The sequence below is a fragment of the Actinopolymorpha sp. NPDC004070 genome (assembly GCF_040610475.1).
Lineage (GTDB): Bacteria > Actinomycetota > Actinomycetes > Propionibacteriales > Actinopolymorphaceae > Actinopolymorpha.
Window position 1 is genome coordinate 9,631 of sequence record NZ_JBEXMJ010000005.1, and the last position, 24,289, is coordinate 33,919.

14 protein-coding genes and 1 riboswitch are annotated in these 24,289 nt (G+C 72.0%); of the genes, 8 read left to right on the top strand and 6 right to left on the bottom strand.

Annotated features, from left to right (window positions below; genetic code table 11):
- Positions 1 to 2,417, bottom strand: a 2,417-nt coding sequence (locus ABZV93_RS10840) for a tetratricopeptide repeat protein (protein WP_354933359.1), incomplete at its 3' end; no start/stop codon positions are given.
- A 358-nt stretch (positions 2,418 to 2,775) separates the two neighbouring features.
- Positions 2,776 to 2,867, top strand: a riboswitch (ZMP/ZTP riboswitch).
- Positions 2,868 to 2,887: 20 nt separating this feature from the next.
- Between ABZV93_RS10840 and ABZV93_RS10845 the strand changes: the two genes are divergently transcribed.
- Together ABZV93_RS10845 and ABZV93_RS10850 are read left to right on the top strand one after the other, a co-directional pair.
- Positions 2,888 to 4,360 (top strand): glycine hydroxymethyltransferase, encoded by a 1,473-nt coding sequence (locus ABZV93_RS10845; protein ID WP_354933361.1) that lies wholly within the window; start codon positions 2,888 to 2,890, stop codon positions 4,358 to 4,360.
- 81 nt (positions 4,361 to 4,441) lie between these two features.
- On the top strand, positions 4,442 to 7,054 hold the full coding sequence (locus ABZV93_RS10850) for a DUF3516 domain-containing protein (protein ID WP_354933363.1): 2,613 nt from the start codon (positions 4,442 to 4,444) through the stop codon (positions 7,052 to 7,054).
- A 22-nt stretch (positions 7,055 to 7,076) separates the two neighbouring features.
- Here the strand turns inward: ABZV93_RS10850 and ABZV93_RS10855 are convergent, their stop codons facing one another.
- On the bottom strand, positions 7,077 to 7,856 hold the full coding sequence (locus tag ABZV93_RS10855; protein ID WP_354933365.1) for a 6-phosphogluconolactonase: 780 nt from the start codon (positions 7,854 to 7,856) through the stop codon (positions 7,077 to 7,079).
- Between the two features lie 92 nt (positions 7,857 to 7,948).
- Positions 7,949 to 8,470: a DUF6790 family protein gene (locus ABZV93_RS10860; protein ID WP_354933367.1), complete on the bottom strand. Its 522-nt coding sequence runs from the start codon at positions 8,468 to 8,470 to the stop codon at positions 7,949 to 7,951.
- 296 nt (positions 8,471 to 8,766) lie between these two features.
- On the opposite strand from ABZV93_RS10860, the gene ABZV93_RS10865 reads away from it, so the two are divergent.
- On the top strand, positions 8,767 to 10,572 hold the full coding sequence (locus ABZV93_RS10865) for a hypothetical protein (RefSeq protein WP_354933369.1): 1,806 nt from the start codon (positions 8,767 to 8,769) through the stop codon (positions 10,570 to 10,572).
- 82 nt (positions 10,573 to 10,654) lie between these two features.
- Here ABZV93_RS10865 and ABZV93_RS10870 read toward each other — a convergent pair whose 3' ends face one another.
- Complete coding sequence (locus tag ABZV93_RS10870) at positions 10,655 to 13,867, bottom strand: cytochrome P450 (RefSeq protein WP_354933371.1); 3,213 nt, start codon at positions 13,865 to 13,867, stop codon at positions 10,655 to 10,657.
- A gap of 98 nt (positions 13,868 to 13,965) precedes the next feature.
- Between ABZV93_RS10870 and ABZV93_RS10875 the strand changes: the two genes are divergently transcribed.
- On the top strand, positions 13,966 to 14,586 hold the full coding sequence (locus ABZV93_RS10875) for a TetR/AcrR family transcriptional regulator (protein ID WP_354933373.1): 621 nt from the start codon (positions 13,966 to 13,968) through the stop codon (positions 14,584 to 14,586).
- A 54-nt stretch (positions 14,587 to 14,640) separates the two neighbouring features.
- Here ABZV93_RS10875 and ABZV93_RS10880 read toward each other — a convergent pair whose 3' ends face one another.
- Positions 14,641 to 16,098, bottom strand: coding sequence for an NAD(P)-binding protein (locus tag ABZV93_RS10880; protein WP_354933375.1), 1,458 nt, complete (start codon positions 16,096 to 16,098; stop codon positions 14,641 to 14,643).
- Positions 16,099 to 16,259: 161 nt separating this feature from the next.
- Here ABZV93_RS10880 and ABZV93_RS10885 point away from each other — a divergent pair, with 161 nt between their 5' ends.
- From ABZV93_RS10885 to ABZV93_RS10895, 3 genes are all read left to right on the top strand, one after another.
- Complete coding sequence (locus ABZV93_RS10885; protein WP_354933377.1) at positions 16,260 to 17,027, top strand: YoaK family protein; 768 nt, start codon at positions 16,260 to 16,262, stop codon at positions 17,025 to 17,027.
- A 150-nt stretch (positions 17,028 to 17,177) separates the two neighbouring features.
- Positions 17,178 to 18,650, top strand: a complete 1,473-nt coding sequence (locus ABZV93_RS10890; protein ID WP_354933379.1) for a glutamate synthase subunit beta — start codon at positions 17,178 to 17,180, stop codon at positions 18,648 to 18,650.
- 171 nt (positions 18,651 to 18,821) lie between these two features.
- Positions 18,822 to 21,500, top strand: coding sequence for a Tex family protein (locus ABZV93_RS10895; protein WP_354933381.1), 2,679 nt, complete (start codon positions 18,822 to 18,824; stop codon positions 21,498 to 21,500).
- 114 nt (positions 21,501 to 21,614) lie between these two features.
- Here the strand turns inward: ABZV93_RS10895 and ABZV93_RS10900 are convergent, their stop codons facing one another.
- A complete protein-coding gene (locus ABZV93_RS10900) occupies positions 21,615 to 22,274 on the bottom strand; it encodes a DUF402 domain-containing protein (protein WP_354933383.1) in 660 nt (219 codons plus the stop codon).
- A 236-nt stretch (positions 22,275 to 22,510) separates the two neighbouring features.
- Between ABZV93_RS10900 and ABZV93_RS10905 the strand changes: the two genes are divergently transcribed.
- A complete protein-coding gene (locus ABZV93_RS10905) occupies positions 22,511 to 24,289 on the top strand; it encodes a M15 family metallopeptidase (protein ID WP_354933385.1) in 1,779 nt (592 codons plus the stop codon).

Consider the following 24,289-nt stretch of genomic DNA (forward strand, 5'->3'; position numbering starts at 1 on the left):
GTGTCGACCGCCCGCTGGTACGCCGTCCGCGCACCCGCCATGTCACCCTGCTCCCGCAGCAGCGAACCCAGGTTCAGCGCCGCCACCGGCACCACCTCGGCGTGGCCGGAGTCGACCGCCCGCTGGTACGCCGTCCGCGCACCCGCCATGTCACCCTGCTCCCGCAGCAGCGAACCCAGGTTCAGCGCCGCCACCGGCACCACCTGGGGATTGCCGGACCCCATCGCCCGTTCGTACGCCGTCTCCGCCCCGGCGACGTCGCCCTGGTCCTTCAGCAACATGCCGAGGTTGAGCGCCGCCGGCGGCACCACGTCGGTGTGCCCGGAGTCGACCGCCCGCTGGTACGCCGTCCGCGCCCCGGCGACGTCACCCTGTCCCCGCAGCAGCGAGCCCAGGTCGTTCGCCGCCCGGGGGACCACGTCGGTGTGGCCGGAGTCGATCGCCTTCTGGTACGCACCGCGCGCACCGCTCACGTCCCCCTGCTGGCGCAGCAGCGCACCCAGGTTGTTCGCGGCCCGCGGCATGACGTCCGGGTGCCCGGAGTCGATCGCCTTCTGGAACGCCGCCCGCGCCCCGGCCACGTCGCCGCGCTCGCGCAGCAGCAGGCCGAGGTTGTTCGCTGCCCGGGGCGCCTCGTCGGCATGGTCGAGGTCGAGGACCTTGCGGAACGCGAGTTCGGCGGCGGACTGGTTGCCGCGCAGGCTCGCGCCGATCCCGATGGTGAACGCGTCATCGGGCGGAACAGCGGCGATGAGCTCCTGCCACATCGCATCGAAGACCGGCCTGGCCTCCTGGCCGTGGCGGCCCTCCTCGACCGCGACCACGTAGTCCAGCACCTCCAGGGCGCCGTCGGAGGTCTCCGGCGCCGCCGGCTTGCCCCGCGCACCGACGCCCGAGCCCAAGCCCGCACCCGCCGACCCCAGGCCCGACCCCAGCCCAGCACCCAGACCCGAGCCGATCGCCGGGGCTCCGCTCGGCGCACCCGCACCGGCCCCGACATAGCTCAGCAGCGAGACCTCGGAGGCGACAGGTTCGGTGGCCCATGCCATGCCCTCCTCGAACAACGCGGTGGTCGGGTCGAGGTCGATGCGCACCCGGCGCAGGTACAGCGGGTAGAGGCCGCGGAGCTCGGACTCGGTGAGCGGCCGGTTCAGCCCGGCCCGCCGCGCGTCCACCGCCGCCTGCACGATCGTGTAGCCGGCGGGCTCGCCGTCCCGGCCGGCGCGGAACTTCGCCACCAGCTGGTCCCCGCCGATCAGCGCCTCACCGATGCTGGCGTTGATCTGCAGCTGCGGGTAGAGCTGCTCGGCCTCCGCCCGCTCGCGGACGGTCAGCTCGAAGTCCAGCGGCACCTTGGTCGCCCGGCGCAACGCCGCCTTGGCGGTGGCCGCCACGTCGCCGGTGCTGTCCAGCACCTGGTCCCAGCGCTCGTCGGTCATGCTCGCCACGATCATGGCGTGCCGGTCCGCCCGGTCCAGCGTGTCCGCGGACAGGTGTACGAGGTCCGCCGCGGTCACGTCGTCCAGCCAGATCACCCACGGCTGGCGCCCACGGGGCAGGGACTCCTCCTCGCGCAGCACATCGGCGAGCTCCTCGCCGCTGCCGGGGACGAAGACACCGGGGTCGCGGCCACCCAGCACCGACCGCACCGCCTCCACGACCGTGCGCGACTTGCCGGCCTTCGACGGGCCGACCACGACCACGAACGGGAACGGCGGACCGTCGCTGTTCAGCAGCGCGGCCAGCCGGCCGTCGGCGGCCGGACGGCGTACGTACGGCGCCTGCCCGCGGTGGGCGTAGTGCGTCGGAGTCGGCCCGAGAACGACCTCGGACAGCTCCGACAGCCGGGGGAACGTCCGCTCGGGAACCTGCGGCGCCTTGCGTCCACGCTCCCGTCGCTGGCCGGGCACCCGGGTGGCGGCCTGGGTCTGGGAGCGGGCGCGAGCACCGGGCGGGTCGCCCTGCCAGCCGCCGGACCGCTCGGCCGGAGCGCTGGGCTCGCCGCGTTCGCTCCACGGCCCCTCGCCCTCGTTCCAGCCGCCGTCGCCGCCCTCGCCACCCTCGCGGCCCTCTTCCTGCCAGGGCCCTTCGGCGTCCTCCCGCCAGGGAGCGTCGTCCTCCTGCCAGGGTCCCGTCCGTTCGCCGGCCGCTTCCGTCCCGTCGGCCGCCTGCGCCCGGGCGGCGCGCACGCTCTCCGGCTCGGTCAGCCGCCCCACCCCGGCCACCACGAACGCGGCGACCGCGAGCAGGACCAGCCCGCCCACCACCGGACGCTGGGTTCCGGCCGTGATCGTCTCGATCAGGGCCGCCAGCACCAGGAAGACCAGACCGATCATTCCCAGCGAGCGGACCCAGGTCCGCGCCTGCGGCTCCTCCGGCTTGCCGGAGTCGCCCTGCTGTCCCTTCTGCGCCGCCACAACCTCACCCCCCGACGCTCGGAGCCTGCGGCCCCGCGGTCGGCGTACCGCCTCTGACCTGCGGAAACGGTTCCGCCCAGAGAAGTCCCTGAGACATTCCTCATCCCAGTGTCCACACAGCCGGGTGGGTGAGGGCACAAACGCCGGAGAGGGGCGGGGTCTTCGCGTGCCGACGTGCATCCGGCCGTGGCGGACCGTCCCGGTCCGGCCGGGCACGGCGGACATGGGGTCGATGGAGGACAGGGCGGACAGGAACGGATCCGTGGCGGGCTCGGCCGGCTAGGCGGCCCCGGCGTGGCGCGTATCGATGTGTCCGGGTACGGGTGGCTGCGCGCGGGCGGGCGGCCACGATAGCCTCGGTGTAGGCCGTGACTGGCGCGTTGGGATGGGATCGACCATCGGGAAGCGGCCTCGTCGAAGGACGGAGTGCCGTGCGCCTGGGCCCCCTTCCGTACGCCACAGGAGGTCCCATGAGCCCCGCGTCCGCCCCGGACAGCCCCCAGAGCCCGAAGAACAGCACCGAGTCGACCGCGTTCCGGAGCGCGCTGGACGTGATCGCCGGGGTGGAGCCCCGGGTCGCCGCCGCGATCGGCGCCGAGCTCACCGACCAGCGCGAGTCCCTGAAGCTGATCGCGAGCGAAAACTACGCCTCTCCGGCGGTCCTGCTGGCGATGGGCAACTGGCTCAGCGACAAGTACGCCGAGGGCACGATCGGGCGCCGCTTCTACGCCGGCTGCCAGAACGTCGACACCGTGGAGGCGCTCGCCGCCGAGCACGCCCGCGAACTCTTCGGCGCACCGCACGCCTACGCCCAGCCGCATTCGGGGATCGACGCCAACCTGGTCGCGTTCTGGGCGATCCTCGCCAACCGGGTCGAGGCGCCGGCGCTGGAGAAGGCGCAGGTCCGCCAGGTCAACGACCTGTCCGAGCAGGACTGGTTCGAGCTGCGCCGCGAGCTCGGCAACCAGCGGATGCTCGGCATGTCCCTGGACGCGGGCGGCCACCTCACCCACGGGTTCCGGCCGAACATCTCCGGCAAGATGTTCGACCAGCGCAGCTACGGCACCGATCCCGAGACCGGTCTGATCGACTACGACGAGGTACGCCGGGCGGCGCAGGAGTTCCGCCCGCTGGTCCTGGTCGCCGGCTACTCTGCGTACCCCCGGCTGATCAACTTCGCCACCATGCGCGAGATCGCCGACGAGGTGGGCGCGACGTTCATGGTCGACATGGCCCACTTCGCCGGCCTGGTGGCGGGCAAGGTGCTCACCGGCGACTACGACCCGGTCCCGCACGCCCACATCACCACCACCACGACGCACAAGTCGCTGCGCGGCCCGCGCGGCGGCATGGTGCTGTGCCAGCCCGAGCTGGCCGACCAGGTGGATCGCGGCTGCCCGATGGTGCTCGGCGGCCCGCTGCCGCACGTGATGGCGGCCAAGGCGGTCGCGCTCGCCGAGGCGCGGCAGCCGGACTTCCGCGACTACGCCCAGCGGATCGTGGACAACGCCAGGGCGCTGGCCGAGGGGCTGACCAGGCGTGGCGCGAAGCCGGTCACCGGCGGCACCGACAACCACCTCGTACTGCTGGACGTGTCGTCGTACGGCCTCACCGGCCGGCAGGCCGAGTCCGCGCTGCTCGACGCGGGCATCGTGACCAACCGCAACGCCGTACCCCAGGACCCCAACGGCGCGTGGTACACCTCCGGCATCCGGCTCGGCACGCCCGCGCTCACCACCCGCGGCCTCGGCACCGCCGAGCTGGACGAGGTGGCCGGGCTGATCGACACCGTGCTCGGGCAGACGAAGCCGGGCACCACCAAGCAGGGCGCCCCGTCGAAGGCCTCGCACGTGCTCGACGAGGCGGTGGCCACCCGGGTCTCCCAGCAGGCCGCCGACCTGCTGGCCAACTACCCGCTGTACCCCACGATCGACCTCGGCTGACGTCCGAGCCGCTGACGGCGGCCCACCCGCGTCCGGCGCGGTTGGGCCGCCACGCCCGGCGTAGGGCACGATGGAAGCGCCATGTCGCTCACTGATCCGTTGTCCCCGCCGTCCACGTCCGTCCCCACACCCTCCCTGGCCACTCCGCAGCTGACCCGGCTGCAACCTCCGGCCGAACCCGCCGAGGCGGATCCGGACTCTCTCTACGACGCCTTCGTCACCTGGGCGGGCGACCGCGGGTTCACCCTCTATCCCCACCAGGAAGAGGCGCTGATCGAGGTCCTCTCCGGCGCCAACGTGATCCTCGCGACCCCCACCGGCTCGGGCAAGAGCCTGGTCGCCGCCGGCGCCCACTTCGCCGCACTGGCGCAGGGCAGGCGGACCTACTACACCGCGCCGATCAAGGCGCTGGTGTCGGAGAAGTTCTTCGCGCTGTGCGAGATGTTCGGCGCCGACAAGGTGGGCATGCAGACCGGCGACGCCAGCGTGAACGCCGACGCGCCGATCATCTGCTGCACAGCGGAGATCCTCGCCAACATCGCCCTGCGTGACGGGGCCGACGCTGACGTCGGCCAGGTGGTGATGGACGAGTTCCACTTCTACGCCGAGCCCGACCGGGGCTGGGCCTGGCAGGTGCCGCTGATCGAACTGCCGCACGCGCAGTTCGTCCTGATGTCGGCGACGCTCGGCGACGTCAGCAGGTTCGAGGAGGACCTGACCCGGCGCACCGGGCGGCCCACCACGCTCGTGCACGCGGCCGAGCGCCCGGTGCCGCTGGTGTTCTCCTACGTCACCACTCCCCTGCACGAGACGCTGGAGGAGCTCCTCAGCACCCACCAGGCGCCGGTCTACGTCGTCCACTTCACCCAGGCGGCCGCGCTGGAACGCGCGCAGGCGCTGATGAGCGTCAACATGTGCACCCGGGCGGAGAAGGACGCGATCGCGGCGATGATCGGGCACTTCCGGTTCACCGCCGGGTTCGGGCGCACGCTGTCCCGGCTGGTCCGGCACGGCATCGGCGTCCACCACGCCGGCATGCTGCCCCGCTACCGCCGGCTGGTGGAGACCCTGGCCCAGGCCGGGCTGCTGAAGGTGATCTGCGGCACCGACACCCTCGGCGTGGGCATCAACGTGCCGATCCGCACGGTGCTGTTCACCGGTCTGTCGAAGTACGACGGGCAGAAGGTGCGGCTGCTCAAGGCGCGGGAGTTCCACCAGATCGCCGGGCGGGCCGGCCGGGCCGGTTTCGACACCCTCGGCACCGTGGTCGTGCAGGCACCCGAACACGTGGTGGAGAACGAGAAGGCGCTGGCCAAGGCCGGCGACGACCCGAAGAAGCGCCGCAAGGTCGTCCGCAAGAAGCCGCCGGAGGGCTCGATCGGCTGGGGCAAGCCGACCTTCGAACGGCTGGTCGCCTCCGAACCGGAGCCGCTCACGTCCAGCTTCGCGGTCAGCCACGCGATGCTGCTGAACGTCATCGGGCGGCCCGGCGACGCGTTCGCCGCGATGCGCCACCTGCTCACCGACAACCACGAGGAGCCTGCGGCGCAGCGCCGGCACATCCGCCGGGCGATCGCGATCTACCGCGCGCTGCTCGCCGGTGGTGTGGTGGAGCGGCTGGACGAACCCGACGAGACCGGGCGGCGGGTGCGCCTCACCGTCGACCTGCAGTGGGACTTCGCGCTCAACCAGCCGCTGTCGCCGTTCGCCCTCGCCGCGATCGAGCTGCTGGACAAGGAGTCGCCGACGTACGCGCTGGACGTGGTGTCGGTGATCGAGTCCACGTTGGACGAGCCGCGGCAGGTGCTGTCCGCCCAGCGCCAGAAGGCGCGCGGCGAGGCGGTCGCGGCGATGAAGGCGGAGGGCATCGAGTACGACGAGCGGATGGAGCTGCTGGAGGACGTCACCCACCCGCGGCCGCTGGTCGACCTCCTCGACGCGGCGTACGACATGTACCGGCGCGGGCATCCCTGGGTCGCCGACCACGAGCTCTCGCCGAAGTCGGTCGTACGGGACATGTACGAGCGGGCGATGACGTTCGTGGAGTACGTCGGGCTGTACGGCCTGACCCGCTCGGAGGGGCTGGTGCTGCGTTACCTCGCCGACGCGTACAAGGCGCTGCGCCAGACCGTGCCGGAGGACGCCCGGACCGAGGAGCTGACCGACCTGATCGAGTGGCTGGGCGAGCTGGTCCGCCAGACCGACTCCAGCCTGCTGGACGAGTGGGAACGGCTGCGCAACCCCTCCGAGGAGGAGCTGTCCGCCGGCGCTCCGGGCATCGGCGTCAAGGAGCCGTTGACAGTGACCTCGAACGCCCGGGCGTTCCGGGTGCTCGTCCGCAACGCGCTCTTCCGGCGGGTGGAGCTGGCCGCACTGCGGCGCTCCGCCGAGCTCGGCGAGCTCGACGCCGAGGCCGGCTGGGACGCCGGCGCATGGGCGGAGGCTCTGGAGGAGTACTTCACGGAGTACGACTCGATCGGCACCGGCCCGGACGCGCGCGGGCCGGCGTTCCTCGTGGTGGACACCACGACCGAGCCCGGCCGGTGGCTGGTGCGGCAGATCTTCGACGACCCGAACGGCGACCGCGACTGGGGCATCACCGCAGAGGTCGACCTGGCCGCCTCCGACGAGGCCGGCACGGCCGTGGTCACCGTGACCGCCGTCGGTCCCGCGACCGCGCTCCGGGGAGCCTGACCGGCGAGCTCGACCGCGGCGGTCAGGCGACCTGGTCGCGCAACGTCCCGGCCGACTCCTCGTCCAGGAACAGCTGCGCATGCCCGACGGTGCGCAGGATGGACGCCGGGCAGTCCGGGGTGACCGGGCCCTCCAGCGCGGCGCGGACCGCGTTCGCCTTGCGGGCCTCGGGTGTCACCACCAGCACCGTCCGCGGACGGATCAGCGCGGGCACGGTCAGCGACAGCGCCTGCGTCGGCGTCTGCGCCAGCGACGGGAAGTGGCCCTCGCCGACCTGCTGGCGCCGGCACGCCTCGTCCAGGTCCACCAGGTGGACCAGCGCGCTGGCGCCGAAGTCGGCGGGCGGGTCGTTGAACGCCAGGTGGCCGTTCTCGCCGATGCCCATCACGCACACGGCCGGGTCGAGGTCGGCCAGCAGCCTGGAGTACCGGTCCAGCTCCTCCTCGACCGGCTCGTGGTCGCCGCGGATGCCGTGGAACGCCCGCGGTGTGACGTACGGCAGCAGCTGGTCGGCGAACCACCGGCGGAAGCTCGCCGAGTGGTCCGCGGACATGCCGGCGTACTCGTCCATGTGCAACACCACCAGCCGCGACCAATCGATGTCGTCTCGTTCGCGCACGGCTCGCACGAAGCCGAACTGGGAGTTGCCGGTGGCCAGGATCACAGCCACCGCGTCACCCGGGTCGACGGTGGCGAGCTCGGCGCGTACGGCCGCCGCGAAGCGTTCGGCTGCCGCGGCTCCGGCCGCCTCCGCGGTGGGAGCGACGGACACGGTGAGGTCGTCGTAGCGCAGCTGGCGCATGGTTTCCTTCCGGGCGTGGGCTGCTCGTCGCGGCCGGACACGTGAGCGCGAACCGGTCGTCCGCCGAGGCTACCCGGACTCGCGGAGCCCGGTCACGATCCGGCGACCCGGGGACCGGTCTCGGCCCGCCCGCCGGCCGGCTGGTGCCGGCGGTACTCCACGAGCAGGACCACCGCGACCAGCGGCTGCAGCACGTCGACCGGGATCGCTCCCACGTTGGCCGTCGCTGTGTTGTCGTGCGCGATCAGCTGCATGACGTGTCCCACCGCGTCGCCCCAGAACATGATCGCCAGCGCGACCACGGCGGCGGTGAGCCAGCTGTCGCGTTTCCGTACGCAGACCACCCCGAGCACGCCGACCGCGATGCCGGCCCAGCCCACCTCCCACTGGAAGAAGCTCCGGTGGTACCCGACCGACGCCGCGACCTCGCTGGAGTTGGGGCCGAGGTGGCTGAGCCCGCCGAAGATCGACCACACGCCGCCGCCGACCACGAACCACAGCAGCCACAGCTCGATCACCCGTGGCCGGGTGCGCCGCTGTGGGGACTTGTCGACCAGGGTGTGCACGAGCGCACCCACCACGAGCGTGGCCATGGTGAACGTGAAGTACGCCATGCTCCGACCCTAGGAAGCGCTCGCCCTCCGATTGCGGTGGTTCGCCCGGGTCGTCGCGGCGAAGGTCGGGGGTTGCGCGACTTCGCCACCCGGGCCGCCCGGTCCGGCTTGGGTGCGGCTCCGGTACGGCCCAGCCCGCTGTGGTCGGCGTGCTTCACCGGTTCTGGCGTTCCGCCGCGTATCTGCCTGTGCACGGCGTACTGTCACCAGTGTCCGGGATCGGACAGTTCACAACCTTTCGGTTTTCGCCGCGTTCCGGCGTGGGCGCGGCGGCGTCGGAGAGTCGGTGGGAAGCGATGACGAGTGCGGAACGCGGATCTCGCCCGGGGGCGGGCGCCCGGGGCCGGGTCGCCGGAACGGCCGCCCTGCTGCTCGCGGGGACGCTGAGCATGGCCGCGGCGGGTTCGTCAGCGGCGGCGTCGGGCCCCTCGTCGGTGGCAGGTCCGGGCGCGCCGACCGCGGCGATCCCGCTGCCGTCGGCGGAACGCACCAGCCCGGCAGTCACGTCGTTCGGGCCCGGCCGGACGGACCTGTTCACCACATCCTCCGGAGGCGACCTGCTGCAGCAGATCCGTTATCCGGGTGGCTCCTGGACGCGCACCCTCAACCTCGGCGGCGACCTCGCCTCGCAGCCGGCGGCCGTCTCGTGGGCACCCGGGCGCATGGACGTCTTCGCCCGCGGCACGGACAACGCCCTGTGGCACCGGGCCTACACCGCCGGCGGCTGGCAGAGCTGGGAGCGCCTGGGTGGCGTCCTCACCTCCGCACCCGCCGTCGCGTCCCAGGGCCCCGGCCTGCTGGACGTGTTCGTCCGCAACGTCGACAACGGCCTGTCCCACAAGGCGTTCGCGTCCGGACGATGGACGGCCTGGGAACGCCTGGGTGGCGTACTGTCCTCCAGCCCGGCCGCGACGTCGTGGGGTCCGGGACGCCTGGACGTGTTCGTCCGCAACGTCGACAACACCCTGTCGCAGAAGTGGTTCGGCGGCGGCCAGTGGCACTCGTGGGTGCGCGTCGGCGGCGCCTCCACCCTGCTGAACTCCCAGCCGGCCGCGGCCTCCCCGGGCACCGGCCTGCTGGACGTCGTGGCGCGCGGCAGCGGCAACAGCATGCGGCTGCTGCGGTGGACGGGGTCGGCGTGGACGTCGTGGACCTCGCTGGGCGGAACGTTCTCCTCCGGACCGGCCGCGGCCGACGGCGACGCGGCGGTGCGGGTCCTCGGGTTGTCCACGAACGGCTACCAGTACGAGTCGGTGCGGTCGACGCCGACCGGCACCTGGAGCCCGTGGACGGCCGTGGACACCTACGTCGCGTTCCGCCGGCTCGGCACCTGGGTGGACACCCTGGACTACGCCACTCTCGACCCGGCGTCGTCGGTGGCCGACATGCGCGCGCGTGACGTACGAACGCTCTATCTCGGAACGGCGCGGTTCAACAGCGCACAGGACTTCTTCGACGAGACCGAGATGGGTCAGTGGCTGGACGCAGCCCACGCGGCGGGGATCCGCGTCGTCGGGTGGTACGTCCCCGGCTACGGCGACCTGGAACGCGACGTGCGCCGCACCGCGGCGATCGGCTCCTACGTCAGCCCGGCCGGGCAGCGGTTCGACGCGGTGGGTGTCGACATCGAGCGGTTCGGCTCCGACGGGGAGGTCACCCACGACCAGTTCAACCAGCGGCTGGTCACGCACCTGCAACGCGTGCGTACGCGTACGCCGGCGGTGATCGGGGCGATCGTGCCCTCACCGTTCGGCACCGACCCCGGCAACCGCTGGGAGGGCTTCCCGTGGGCGTCGATCGGGCCGAACAGCGAGGTCGTCGTACCGATGGCGCTGTGGTCGTTCAGGTCCAACTTCTCCGCGTCCCAGGTCTACACGTGGGTGAAGGACCAGACGACGCGGGCGAGGTCGCTCACCGGCCGCCGGGTGCACGTCGAGGGCGGGGTGATCGGCGAGGGCAGCACGCCGGTGACGTCGGACCGCGTGCAGGCGTTCGTGAACGCGGTGCGGGACGGCGGCGCGGTGGGTGGCAGCCAGTACGACTACGCCACCATGAGGGGCCACGAGAGCCTCTGGCCGATCCTCGACCAGCTGAACGGCTGACGCCAACCGCAGGACAGCTGGTGCTCGGCGCGATGTACTTCGGTACGCGGACCGACGAAGCCACGTCGCGGCCCACATCGGCTCAGGCGAAGACGTCCTGCTGGTAGCGGCCCTCCCGCTCGAGTTCGGCCAGCCACTCCTCGGCGTCCACGCCGGTTCCGCCCGTGCTCCGGCGGCAGACCTCCAGCAGGGCCGCGCGCACGGCCGGCGCCATCCGCGCGCCGTCACCACATACGTAGAAGTGGCCGCCGTCGGCGAGCGCCGTCCACACCGCGTCGCACTGTGCCAGCAGGGCGTCCTGGACGAAGCGGTACGGGTGGTCGGGCACCGCCGAGTACGCCGCGTGGACGGTCACCACCCCGGCCCGCTCCCACTGCGCGAACTCCTCGCCGTACAACCAGTCGTGCTCGGGGTGCCGGCAGCCGTAGAACAACAACGCCGGTCCCACCCGCTCACCCGCCGCCGACAACGTGGCCCGCTCCTCGACGAAACCCCGTAGCGGGGCGATGCCGGTCCCCGGGCCCACCAGCACCATCGGTGTGGCCGGGTCGGCCGGAGGTTCGAACGCCGGGGCGGGCGTACGCACGTAGCCGTAGACGATGTCTCCGGGTTCGAGCCGGGCGAGGTACTGCGAGCAAAGCCCGCGGTACTCACCCGTGCCCGCCCAGGCCGGACCCTCCACCAGCCCGACCGTCAACCGAGGCCTGCGCGGATCGACCAAGGGCGAGGAGGAGATGGAGTAGAACCGCGGCCGTATCGGCCCGGCCAGCTCCAGGAACGCCGCGAGCGGCAACTCGACCGCGGGGAAGCGGTCCACCAGACCGAGCACCGACACCCGCTTGGCGAGGATCTCGTCGGCGTACCGCTGCTGCGCCTCCGGCTCCTCACCGCACAGCGCCTGGAGCTCGCGGGTCGTCCAGGGACAGCCGGTGTACCGGAGCAGGGTGCGCAGCTGCGCCCTGGTGGCCACCTCCTGCAGTTCGACGAACTCCGTGAGCAGCAACTCCACCGGCACCGGGACGCCCACCGGCAGGTGCGTACGCCGGCCGTCCTGCTGGGACAGCCGGACCACCTGGTCGTGGCGTACGCGCAACTGGCGCATCGCCCAGGCCACCAACTCTGAGTTGTTCTTCGCGAACACCGCCAGGTGGTTGCCCGTCCGGTACGTCATCCCCTCGGGGAGTTCGAGCACGACCGACCGGGCGGCCGGACGCGGTGCCTCCAGCGCGAAGTCCCACAGGCCGGTCGCGTCGCCCACGAGGTCCTCGCTGCTCACGACCGTGAGCGGCACGGCATGTTCGGACACCACCGCCGGGCGGATGTCGGCCTCGGTGAGCACCTCCAGCCGGTAGCGCGGAGCGTCCGCGGCGCTGGTGTCCGCGCCGTACTCGTGTGCCAGGGCGGCCCACAGCTCGCCCAGCCAGGCCTCCGCCATGCCGTCGAAGTCGCCGGCCGCGTCGGCCTCACCGCGCGGCACCACCGCCGTCGCGCCGGCTGCGAGCAACCCGCTCTCCACCCGCCTGGGGAACGCCTGGTAGGTCGCCCACTGCGTGTTGCCCGCGCCCAGGACGGCGAACTTCAACCCCGCAAGGGATCTCGGCGCCAGCCCGCCGTCCGCCAGCAGGTGATCGAAGCGCTGCGCGTTGTCGGGCGCCTTGCCGTTGTAGCTCGCGGTCACCGCGACCAGCAGACCGTCGGTGGGTACGTCCTCGGCGAGTTCGTCCAGCGTCGTCAGCGTGGTCTCGAACCCGGACTGACGAGCCCGCTCGGCGACGAGCTGCGCGAGGTCCTCGGTGCTGCCGAGGTTGGAGCCGTACGCCACCCGCAGCGGGACACCCACGGCCCGCACGTCCAGTGCGGACGCGGCCGCGGTGGCACCGGGCTCGGCTTCCCGCGACGCGGCAGGCACCGCCCGCTCGTGCGGCCGGCGCTCCCGCACCCGGACGGTGAAACCCTCCGGCTTGATCGTCAACGTCTGCTTGACATGCATCCGGTAGGAGTGCGGGTCGGACAGCGCGAACTTCTGCAGCAGCAGTGCGAGCGCCAACCGGGCCTCGGTGAGTGCGAACTGCCGGCCGATGCAGGCCCGCTCGCCGTTGCCGAACGGCTTGTAGGCATGCGGGTGGTGTTCGGCCTTGCGTTCGGGCAGCCACCGGTCGATGTCGAACTCGTCCGGGCGTTCCCACGCACCCGGGTGGGTGTGCAGCGGCGCGAGCAGGACGCTGATCTTCTGCCCCTTGGCGACCGGATAGCGGCCGCCGAGCACGGTGTCCTCGTACGCCGTGAGCCCGATACTCGGGATCGGCGACCACAGGCGCAGCGTCTCGTCGAGGATGCGCGGGATGACGTCCAGCTTCATCACGGTCTCGTACGTGGGAACGGTGTCACCCGGGAGCAGCCGGTCGACCTCGGCGTAGGCCTGGGCGAGCACGTGCGGGTTGCGCAGCAGCAGGTACAGCGCGAACGACAACAGCCCGCTGGTGGTCTCGTGGCCGGCGATGAGGAACGTCAACACCTGGTTGCGGATGTTCTCGTCGCTCAGGCGTTCGCCGGTGGTGGGGTCCGCAGCGTCCAGCATCAGGCCGAGCAGGTCGCGGCCGCCGGTCCGGCCCTCGGCGCGGCGTTCGCGGATCACCTCGTCGACGAGGCTCTGCATGGTCTGGATGTCGTCGCGGTACGCGCGGTCCTGACCGCGGCGCATGCTGGTGACGAACGGCAGCTGGCGCATCCGCGTCATCGCCTCGACCAGCGCGTTGCCCATCGCCTGCAGGAAGGGGTGCAGCTCCTCAGCGTCGAAGGAGTTGAACCGGTGGTCGAAGCCGGTGAGGGAGATCGTGTCCAGGGTGAGCCGGGTCATGTCCTCGGCCACCTTCAGGTCGACGCCCTGCCGGTCCTGCCACTTGCCGACGAGTTGCTCGGCGACCTCCAGCATCTGCGGGAAGTACGCCTTCATCGACCGCTGGCTGAACGCCGGCATCAGGATCCGGTGCGCCTGGCCCCATGACGGCTCGTCCGACCGCGCGGTGAACAGTCCGTCGCCGCCGAAGTCGCGGACGTGGCTGAGCGGCGGGTCGATCGGCTTGTAGAAGCGTGACTCGTCACACACCTCGGCCACGAGGTCGGGGTCGTGGACGAAGATCACCTTCCGACCGGCGAGCTCCAGCCGGAAGATCCCCTCGGGGTACTCGCGCGCCAGGGCCGCGAAGTAGGCGCTCGGCCCGTCGGCGGGCACCTGGAGGGTGTTGCCGAGCACCGGGACGCCGCGCGGGCCGGGAACGGGGAGCAGGTCGGCCATGATCGTCACTTCCTCGTCGGGTTCGGGTCGTCCGGACGGGCAGCCATACACCGTATGACCGTCTTACCATACACCGTATGGCTGATACGGTACGAGCCATGGTCATCAGGTCAGGCCAGGCGCGGGCGGCCTCACAGGGGCGGAAGGAATCACCCCACCTCACGCCCGAGCTCATCCACTCCACCGCACTCGCGATGGTCGACGCGGACGGCATCGAGGGCCTGAGCATGCGCAAGCTCGCTGCCGCGCTGGGCGTCAACCCGATGTCGCTGTACCACCACGTGCCCAACAAGGCCGCGCTGTTGCTGGGCATCTCCCAGCTGGCGGTCGCCGACCTGCGGATCGAGCCCGCCGACGACGACACACCCTGGCCCCGGCAACTGCGCCAGATCGGGCACAGTTTCCGCGCGCTCGCCCACCAGCACAGCAACCTGATCGTCTACCTGCTGGCCCACCCGGGGTTCATCCAGCGCGAGGGACCGCTGTGGGGAGCGCTGTGTCACACACTGCGGCGCGCCGGCCTCCCCGACGCCGAGGTGGGCCGGATCGGCAACGTGTTGCTGACGTTCGTCTCCGGGTTCGTCCTCGCCGAGATCAACGGCTCACTGAGCGACCTGCTGGACGCCGGAGGCGCGGCGGAGATCGACCGCAGCTTCGAGGCCGGCGTGGACATCCTCATCTCCGGCCTGGCCGCGCACGGCGCCTCGCCCGAGAGCTGACACGCTCACCTCGTACGCCAGCTTTCCCGCGCGCGGCCCACTTCGAAGCGCGCTCTATCGGGCCGCCAGGGCGGCGTCGAGTTCCTCGTCGGAGGGGTCCGGCAACGGCGGCGGTTCGACGCTCGCCAGGATCTCGCCTACCCGGCGCACGACCGCCGGGTCCGCGAGGATCTCCTCGGCCGGGGTGAGCATGCCGAGCAGCCGGACCTGGGCGCGGAACAGGTCCGGATCGAAGCCGGCCGCCTGGCGCAGCGAGGCGAGGTCGATCCGTCCCTCGGCCGGCCCAGCCGACGCAGGCGCCCCAGCAGACCCAGGCGTCCCGGCCGCACCGGCCGGCTCGGCATGCGTACCCCGAAGCTCCCGGCGCAGCGCGGCCAGCCGGGCGGCGTCGATCGCCGCCTGGTCGGCGAACCACGGCTCGATCCGGGTGGAGGTCAGTTCGTCCATCACCTTGGTGAGTTCCTCGACCGGGTACTCCCCCACCGCGTCCGCCAGGTGGATCACCTCCTGCAGCGCGAACGCGATCCCGCGGGCGAACGTCGGGTTGGTGGTGCACAACGAGTCGCCGACGGCGAGGATCCCGGTCGCGACGGGCGTCCCGTCCACCACCGACCGGCGCAGCGTGTTGTGCAGGTCGCCCATCGGAAAGACGGCGGTCTCGGGGTCCATCACGTCCAGCCAGACGGCGGCCTGCGGCACGGTGCGGGCGACGGCCGTGAACGCGGCGGGGTCCCGCACCGTCTTGAACGCCCGGTCCTCCGCCGGTGGCACCAGGCACAGCCCCACCGTGTCGTGGTCGCAGCCGAACATCGCCAGCATGAACCTGCGCATCGGGAGGTTCACCACCATCGCCGGTGAGCCGGGCAGCGTGGCGCCGGGCCGCAGCCGGTAGTAGCGCGTGTAGTAGGCAACGCCGCACTCGGCGGCAGTGACCTCGGTGGGGCGCGCGCCGATCCCGCGCAGCCACTGGTCGATGCGGGTACGCCGGCCGGACGCGTCCAGCACCAGGTCAGCCTCGACGGTCCCCTCGTCGGTGGTCACCCCGGTCACCCGTGGCGGGTCCCTGACGGTCGCCGTGAGACCGGTGACGCGGACACCCGAACGCACGCGCACACCCGGCTCCGCCGCGGCTGTTCGCCGGATCACCCAGTCGATCGTCGAACGCCGGAACAACAGCATGGCGAGGTCGTCGTCGCCCGGCCGCGGCGACCGGTCGGCCAGGGTGGGCGGCATCTGCTGGGCAAGGGAGTACTGCAGGACTCCGGCGTCCAGCCAGCCGGCGTACACGTCCGGAAGGTGCCGGCGTAGCGGCAACCACCCCAGCGGCCGGAGCACGTGCAGCTGGACGATCTGGGGCGCACCGGCACGGAACGCCGTCGCCGCGGCCTCCTCCGGATCGCCCGCCGGCGCCAGGTCGTCGCGGTCGAGCACGGTCACCTCGTGCCCGCGCCGGCCGAGAAGCGTCGCCGCGACCAGCCCGGCCAGGCTGCCGCCGACCACCACGATCCGCATGGCGGACCTCCCACTCGGACACCGCCCCGGCGTACGGCCCCGTACCGTCGACCACGGCGGCGATGTGTCCATGGGGAACGTACATATGAGCCCGCCGGTGCCGCAACGGATGTGAACGGGACGGATGTGAACGGGACGGATGTGAAATCGTCGGTGGCGAGATGACCGAACCACCGCGGCCGCCCGAGACGCCCGGCACACCACCGGCCCCGCCGGCGGAGCCGGCACCGTCGCACCGGTCGCCTCCTCCGCCCACACCGGCACTCACCCTGCTCGCGCTCGGCTCGGGTGCGACTGACGCACTCAGCTTCGCGGCACTCGGCGGGGCCTTCACCAGCGTGATGACCGGCAACCTCGTTCTGACCGGGCTCGCCGCCGGAAAGGCCCGGCCGGCCGGGGATCTCATCCCCTCGGTCATCGCCATCGCGGCGTTCGTCACCGGCGTGTTCCTCGTGTCCCGCCTGCTCCGCACCGCGCGCTCCAGCCCGCGGGACCCGTGGCCGCCGCGGATCACCGCGGCACTGGCGATCACGGCGTTCGCCCAGGCGGTCGTGCTCACCGGCTGGCTGGTCACCGCCGGGCAGCCGAGCACGGCAGCACAGGCCGGGCTGATCGCGGTCGCCGGCCTGGCGATGGGGTCGCAGAGCGCGGCGGTGAACGCCCTGTGCCTGCCCGCCGCGGCCACGACGTACCTCACCGGCACCCTCGCCATGCTCACCAGCGAGCTCGCGACGGCGGGTGCCCGGGAGACGGTGCGCCGGCGGCTGACCTTGCTCCTCGCGGTGGTGGTCGGCGCTAGCGGGGAGGCCGTCCTGCTGACCCATGCGCACCGGCTCGCTCCGGTACTGCAGCTCACCGCCGCCGTCGCGGTGGTGATGCTCGGTGTGGTGCGTGATCTCCGGCACCGCCGGTCCGCGCGTACCGGCTGAAAACCCTTGTGGGGAACGTGAACTCGCGAACCGGACCGATGCGTACGACCGTCGCGGAACGGACCGGCCGCGGATTCCCGCGCTAGCATCGATGGGACGTACGCACTGTCAACGCCGGCTTGCGCGAGCCCAGACCTAGCTGCCCAGACGATGCCTGCCGAACCCTGGGGATTCCTGCACCACGCGCGCGTGGAGTTCCGCAAGCGACCGATCGCCGAACGCCTGCGGGACTGGCGGGCCGTGCTCCAGCCGCCGCTGACCGAGACCGCGCGCACCCAGGCCGCACGGTGCATGGACTGCGGCGTGCCGTTCTGCCACGCCGGCTGTCCCCTCGGCAACCTCATCCCGGAGTGGAACGAGTACGTCGCCCGCGGCGAATGGCACCGTGCCCTGGAGTCCCTGCACGCCACGAACAACTTCCCCGAGTTCACCGGCTGGCTGTGCCCCGCACCCTGCGAACCCGCCTGCGTCCTCGCGATCAACGCCGCGCCGGTCAGCATCAAGCAGGTCGAGCTCGCGATCATCGAACACGCCTGGGCGCGCGACTGGGTACACCCGTGCCCGTCGCCGATCCGCACCGGACGACAGGTCGCGGTCGTGGGTTCGGGCCCGGCGGGCCTGGCCGCCGCGCAACAACTGGCCCGAGCGGGTCACGACGTCCACGTGTTCGAACGCGACGACCGGATCGGCGGCCTGCTGCGGTACGGCATCCCGGACTTCAAACTGGAGAAGCGGGTCGTCGACCGGCGGCTCGGCCAGCTCGCCGCCGAGGGGGTGCGGTTCCGTCCGGGTGTCGACGCGGGGACGGACGTGTCCGGTGAGTGGCTGCGCGCGCGGTACGACGCCGTCGTCCTCGCGGTCGGTGCGCTGAGACCGAGAGAGCTCGACCTGCCCGGACGCGAACTCGCCGGGATCCACCAGGCGATGGACTACCTCCCGCAGGCCAACCGGGTCGAGGCCGGCGACCTGCGCGCGCCCGCGATCGACGCGCACGGCTGCCACGTCGTCATCATCGGCGGCGGGGACACCGCCGCCGACTGCCTGGGTACGGCGAACCGGCAGGGCGCGGTCGAAGTCCGCAAGCTCGACCACAACCCGCGGCCTCCGGAGCTCCGCGACGAGGACACCAACCCCTGGCCGCAGTGGCCCAGGGTGCACCGGGTCTCCCCCGCTCACGAGGAGGGTGTGGTGGAGGACTGGTCCCGCGAGGTGGTGGCCTTCGCCGGTGACGAACGGGGTCACGTACGCCAGGTGCGGACGGCCGTGGTGGAACGCCGGTTCGACGCGCGCGGCCACCGGTGGTTCCACGTCGTACGCGACAGCGAGGAGGACCTGCCCGCGGAACTCGTGCTGCTGGCCGCGGGGTTCGTCGGCCCCGACGCGGCACCGCTGCTGGACCAGCTCGGCGTCCAGCTCGACCCGCGTACCGGCACGGTCCTGGTCGACGACGGGTGGGAGACGACCGCACCCGGTGTCTACAGCTGCGGCGACGCCCAACGAGGCGCGAGCCTGGTGGTGTGGGCGATCGCGGAGGGCCGGGCGTGCGCCGCGCACGTGGACCACGCCCTCTCCGGCCGCGGCGTACTGCCCGATCCGGTGGCACCGTCCAGCCGGCCGCTCTGAGCCCGTCTCGTCTCCGGTCCGGCCCGTGGACGGCCGCCTTCGCGGAGCAGGGCTGTGGACGGCCGGGCGCGGCTGGGGGTGGCACCTGGCACGATGCTCAGGACATGCCCCGGGTCGGACCGGACGACCTGCCGGCCTACGACCGTCGTGCACGCGAAGTGGAGCCAGACCGTGACCGAAGCCATCGAGGCAGCCCCCGCCGCCCCCAGCCCGGCCCCGTCGTCGGCCCAGTCGGCACAGTCGCCTGCCCAGGCGGCTGCCGCCCTCCACCAGCGGATCGCGGAGGAGCTCGGTGTCCGCGAGGGCCAGGTCAGGGCCGCGGTGGAGCTGCTCGACGGCGGAGCCACCGTGCCGTTCATCGCGCGGTACCGCAAGGAGGTCACCGGCACCCTCGACGACGCGCAGCTGCGCACACTGGAGGAGCGCCTGCGCTACCTCCGTGAGCTGGAGGAACGCCGCGCCGCCGTCCTCGACTCCATCCGCGAGCAGGGCAAGCTGGACGCGGAGCTGGAGGCGCGGATCCTGGCGGCCGACTCGAAGGCGCGGTTGGAGGACATCTACCTCCCCTATCGGCCCAAGCGGCGGACCAAGGCGCAGATCGCCCGCGAGGCGGGGCTCGAGCCACTCGCCGACGCCCTGCTGGCCGACCCGTCGCTGGATCCGCGGGAGACCGCCGCCGGTTACGTCGATCCGGATCGTGGCGTGGCCGACCCGGCCGCCGCGCTGGACGGTGCCCGGTCGATCCTGGTCGAACGGTTCGCCGAGGACGCCGACCTGATCGGCGAGCTTCGCGAGCTGGTGTGGTCCCGCGGGCGGCTGGTGACGAAGGTGCGCGCCGGCAAGGAGGAGGCCGGTGCGAAGTTCGCCGACTACTTCGACTTCGCCGAACGCTTCACCTCCCTGCCCTCCCACCGCGTGCTGGCCGCGTTCCGCGGTGAGAAGGAGGAGGTCCTCGACCTCACCCTCGAGCCGGAGGAGCCGAGCGCGCCGGCCGGCGACGGGCCGGGTGCACCCGAGCTCGCCACGGCGGGCCGCACCGACTTCGAGGTCCGGATCGCCGACCGGTACGCCATCGCCGACCAGGGCCGGCCCGCCGACGACTGGCTGGCCGACACCGTGCGGTGGGCATGGCGCACGCGGATCCTGGTGCACATCGGGATCGACCTGCGGATGCGGCTGCGCCAGGCCGCCGAGGACGAGGCCGTCCGGGTGTTCGCGGCCAACCTGCGTGACCTGCTGCTGGCCGCACCGGCCGGCACCCGGCCGACCATGGGTCTGGACCCGGGGTTCCGTACCGGCGTGAAGGTCGCGGTCGTCGACGGCACCGGCAAGGTGGTGGCGACCGACACCATCTATCCGCACGTGCCCGTCCGGCGGTGGGACGAGTCGCTGGCCACCCTCGCCCGGCTGGCGCGGGAGCACCACGTCGAGCTGATCGCGATCGGCAACGGCACCGCCTCGCGGGAGACCGACAAACTGGCCGAGGACCTCATCCGCCGGCAGCCGGAGCTCACGCTCACCAAGGCGGTGGTGTCCGAGGCCGGTGCGTCCGTCTACTCCGCCTCCGCGTACGCCTCGGCCGAGCTGCCCGGCATGGACGTCTCCCTGCGCGGCGCGGTGTCCATCGCCCGCAGGCTGCAGGACCCGCTCGCGGAGCTGGTGAAGATCGACCCGAAGTCGATCGGCGTCGGGCAGTACCAACACGACGTGTCCGAGACGAAGCTGTCCCGCTCCCTCGACGCGGTGGTCGAGGACTGCGTCAACGCCGTCGGTGTCGACGTCAACACCGCGTCCGCGCCGCTGCTCACCCGGGTGTCCGGCATCACCGAGACCCTCGCCGCCAACGTCGTGGCACACCGCGACGCGCAGGGCCCGTTCCGCTCCCGGCGCGCGCTGAAGGACGTCCCCCGCCTCGGGCCGAAGGCGTTCGAACAGTGCGCGGGCTTCCTGCGTATCCCGCAGGGCGACGACCCGATCGACTCCTCCAGCGTGCACCCGGAGGCCTATCCCGTCGTACGCCGGATCCTGGCCTCGGTCGGCGGCGACCTGCGGGAACTGATCGGCAACACCTCGACCCTGCGCGGGCTGAAGCCCTCGGACTTCGTGGACGAGACGTTCGGCCTGCCGACCGTCACCGACATCCTCGCCGAGCTGGAAAAACCGGGCCGGGACCCGCGGCCGGCGTTCCGCACCGCGACGTTCGCCGAAGGGGTGGAGGAGCTCACCGACCTCACGCCCGGGATGGTGCTCGAGGGAGTGGTGACCAACGTCGCCGCGTTCGGTGCGTTCGTCGACGTGGGCGTCCACCAGGACGGCCTGGTGCACGTGTCGGCGATGTCGAAAAACTTCGTGAAGGATCCGCGGGAGGTCGTCAAGCCCGGCGACATCGTGAAGGTGAAGGTGCTCGAGGTCGACGTCGCCCGCAAGCGGGTGTCGCTGACCCTGCGGCTCGACGACGAGGTCGGCGGGGAGTCTTCCGGTGGCGCGCGGTCGGGTGGTGCGAGGCCCGGCGGGTCGAGGTCCGGTGGGCAGCGCTCGGGCGGGCAGCGCTCGGGTGGGCAGCGCTCGGGCGGGCAGCGGGCCGGTGAGCCCAAGCCCGGTGGGGAAGCGCGTTCGGACCACGGGCGACGCGGCGCTCCGACCGAAGGCCGTGGTGGGTCTGGTCAGCGTGGTGGTTCAGGTCAGCGTGGTGGTTCAGGTCAGCGTGGCGGTTCCGGTCAGCGTGGGCAGGGGCAACGAACCGACCGCGGCCCGGCCCGGCGCGACGATCGCGGCACCGACACCGCACTGGCCGACGCGCTGCGCCGCGCCGGCCTGGTCGATGACGACCAGCGCGGGAAGAAACGATAGCTCCGGCTCGCCCGACGTACAGGCGGCAACGCCTCTCGACGAGGAGGGCGTCGCGTTCTTCCGCGGAAGAGTCCGTCGACCACCGGACGGACGCGCCGTGCACCCTCACCCAGGTCACCTGGCCGACCACCCCGAGCCACCCGGTCGGTACGCAGACGGAAGAACCGGGCGTGGCCAGGTCGGATCCGGCCGCCAGTCCAGCCAGCGCGCCTCGAACGGCCCGGTGCGGCCCGTCGCCTGCGCGAGTACGCGGTGCGCGTGGTCTTCCAGGGTGGCGAGCAGTCCGCCGTCGAGGACACCCCGGCGGACTGCCTCCTCGAAGTCCTCGCGGTCCTTCCAGGTCCAGGAGCGGTCCGGGAGTACCTGCACGTCGAGCACGAGGTCCATCGTCTGGATCCCGTCGGGCATCCGCACCGGCGGTAGCTCCAGGTTGACGTACCAGCCGAGGAACTCCCCTGCCGGTGTCCATCCGAGAATGACCCGGGCCCACGAGCCCGGTGCGAAGAAGTGCAGTGTGCGCAGGTCGATCGTCCGCTCGACGACCTCGTACACCAGGGTCTGCATCGCGACCAGCTTGCGTTCGGACCGCGAGAGGTGGTCGCGCCCGGGGACTCCGACACTGCTCGCGTAGCCGGCCGTCGTACCGACAGGGACATGGGTGACACACCAGTCGCCGTCCTCCACGAGGACGTGGGGTACGGCGCTCCACAGATGGTCGTGCCAGCGTTCCTGAACGACCAGCCGCGTTCCGGGCCGCCAGGTGTGGTGAGTCATCGGACCGGCCCTCCGGTTCCTCCGCGGACAAATCCGGCAGGTGTCGGGACTGAGCACTAGACTTCGATCTCCCCCGCCGCTGGGAGGCTTCTTCTCCGGAAGAACGCCGCCCGCACGCAACGATCTTCGCGGCCCGGGAGTACTACCTTGCACGACCGGGCCGGTGTGCGCACCTGCCCTGCTGGGGTCCGTCGTTCTCGTGGCGCGGCCCGACGAGTTCTGGTGAAGGGGAGCACATGAACGCCGTTCGCGTAAAGGCGCGGATGCACGCCACAGCGGTGGCCGCACTCACCGGTGCGGTTCTGGCCGGTGCCGCCGCACTCGCGCCGTCGGCCGGCGCGACACCCGTCGTGCCGACACCGACGCCGACCGCCACCTCGACGGCGTCACCGGCACCCACCGCAACGCGGACACCGACACCGACGCCCACCCCCACCACTGCCGACAAGCAGCCCGTGCCGAAGGCCCCGGCCACCGCGGCCGACGCCGAAGCCGCGATCGAGGCGCGCTACCAGGCCCTCGGCGGAAGCGCCGGCGTCCTGGGCGCGGCGACCTCGGCGGTCACCGCCATCACCGGCGGCTACGTCCGCAGGTTCGAGCACGGCGGCGTCTACTACTCCGACGCGACCGGCGCGTGGGACGTCCGCACCGGCCCGATGCAGAACTACTACGACTTCCTGGGCGCCCAGGAGAGCAAGCTCGGCTTCCCGACCGGCGCGGAGTACGCGGGCGCCACGGCGGGAGTCCTGATCCAGCGCTTCACGGGTGGACGCATCTACTACTCGGCGGCGACCGGAGCCCGCGGCGTGTACGGTCCGCTGCTGGCTCGCTACCTCGCCCTCGGCGGTGAGGCGGGCAAGCTCGGACTCCCCACCCACGGCGAAGGATCGGCACAGCCTGCCGGCGCACGGCTCAGCGCGTTCGAGCACGGCCGCATCTACTGGTCGTCGTCGACCGGCGCGTGGGACCTGACCGGCGTGATGGTCGACTACTACGTCAAGCTCGGCGGTTCGACGAGCCCGCTCGGCCTGCCCACCAGCGCGCCGTACTCGGCTGCGGGCGGCGTCACCATGCAGAACTTCGTCAAGGGCCGGGTCTACTACAGCAGCGGGACCGGCGCGCAGGGCGTCTACGGCGCGACCCTCGCCCGTTACCTCCAGCTCGGCGGGTCGACCGGCGTCCTCGGCCTGCCCACCGTGGCGGAGAAGGCGGGCAAGAAGGCCGGCTCGCGGGTCACGGTGTTCAAGAATGGGCGAATCTGGTATTCCAGCAAGACCGGTGCCCGTGAGGTTCGCGGCGCCACCCTCGCGCGGTACCTCTCCATCGGGGCCGAGACGTCTCGGATCGGCCTGCCGAACAGCTACCACAAGCAGACGTCCTACGGCGACTGGCAGGGGTTCGAGTACGCCTCGTTGCAGTACTACTCCTCGAAGAAGAAGGCCTACATCCGGATGCCGTTCACGGTGACGTCGAGGACTCCGACGGCGGCCGACGTCCCCTACACCTACCGCAGCGGCTGCCCGGTCGGGCCGTCGTCCCTGCGGATGCTGAAGCTGACGTTCCGGAACTTCTCCGACGACGACCAGTACGGCACGATCGTGGTGCGTTCCACCGTCGTCGGCGACATCACCGCGGTGTTCAGCGCCGCCCACTCCCACGGCTGGCCGCTGCGCCGGATCAACCCGGTCGACGTCTACCAGGGCGACGACGTGAAGGCGATGGCCGCCGACAACACCTCGGCCTTCAACTGCCGCAAGGTCACCGGCAATCCGTACAAGCTTTCCCAGCATTCTTACGGAAATGCCATCGACATCAACACGTACGAGAATCCCTACGTCACCGCCTCCAACGTCTACCCTGAGGGTTCGGACACTTACCTCAACCGCGGCAACAAGCGCAAGGGGATGATCCTGCGCGGCGACCCGGTCGAGTCCACGCTGCGAAGCAGGGGCTGGCCGTGGGGAGCCCGCTGGAACTACCCCGACTACCAGCACTTCTCCGAGAACGGCGGCTGA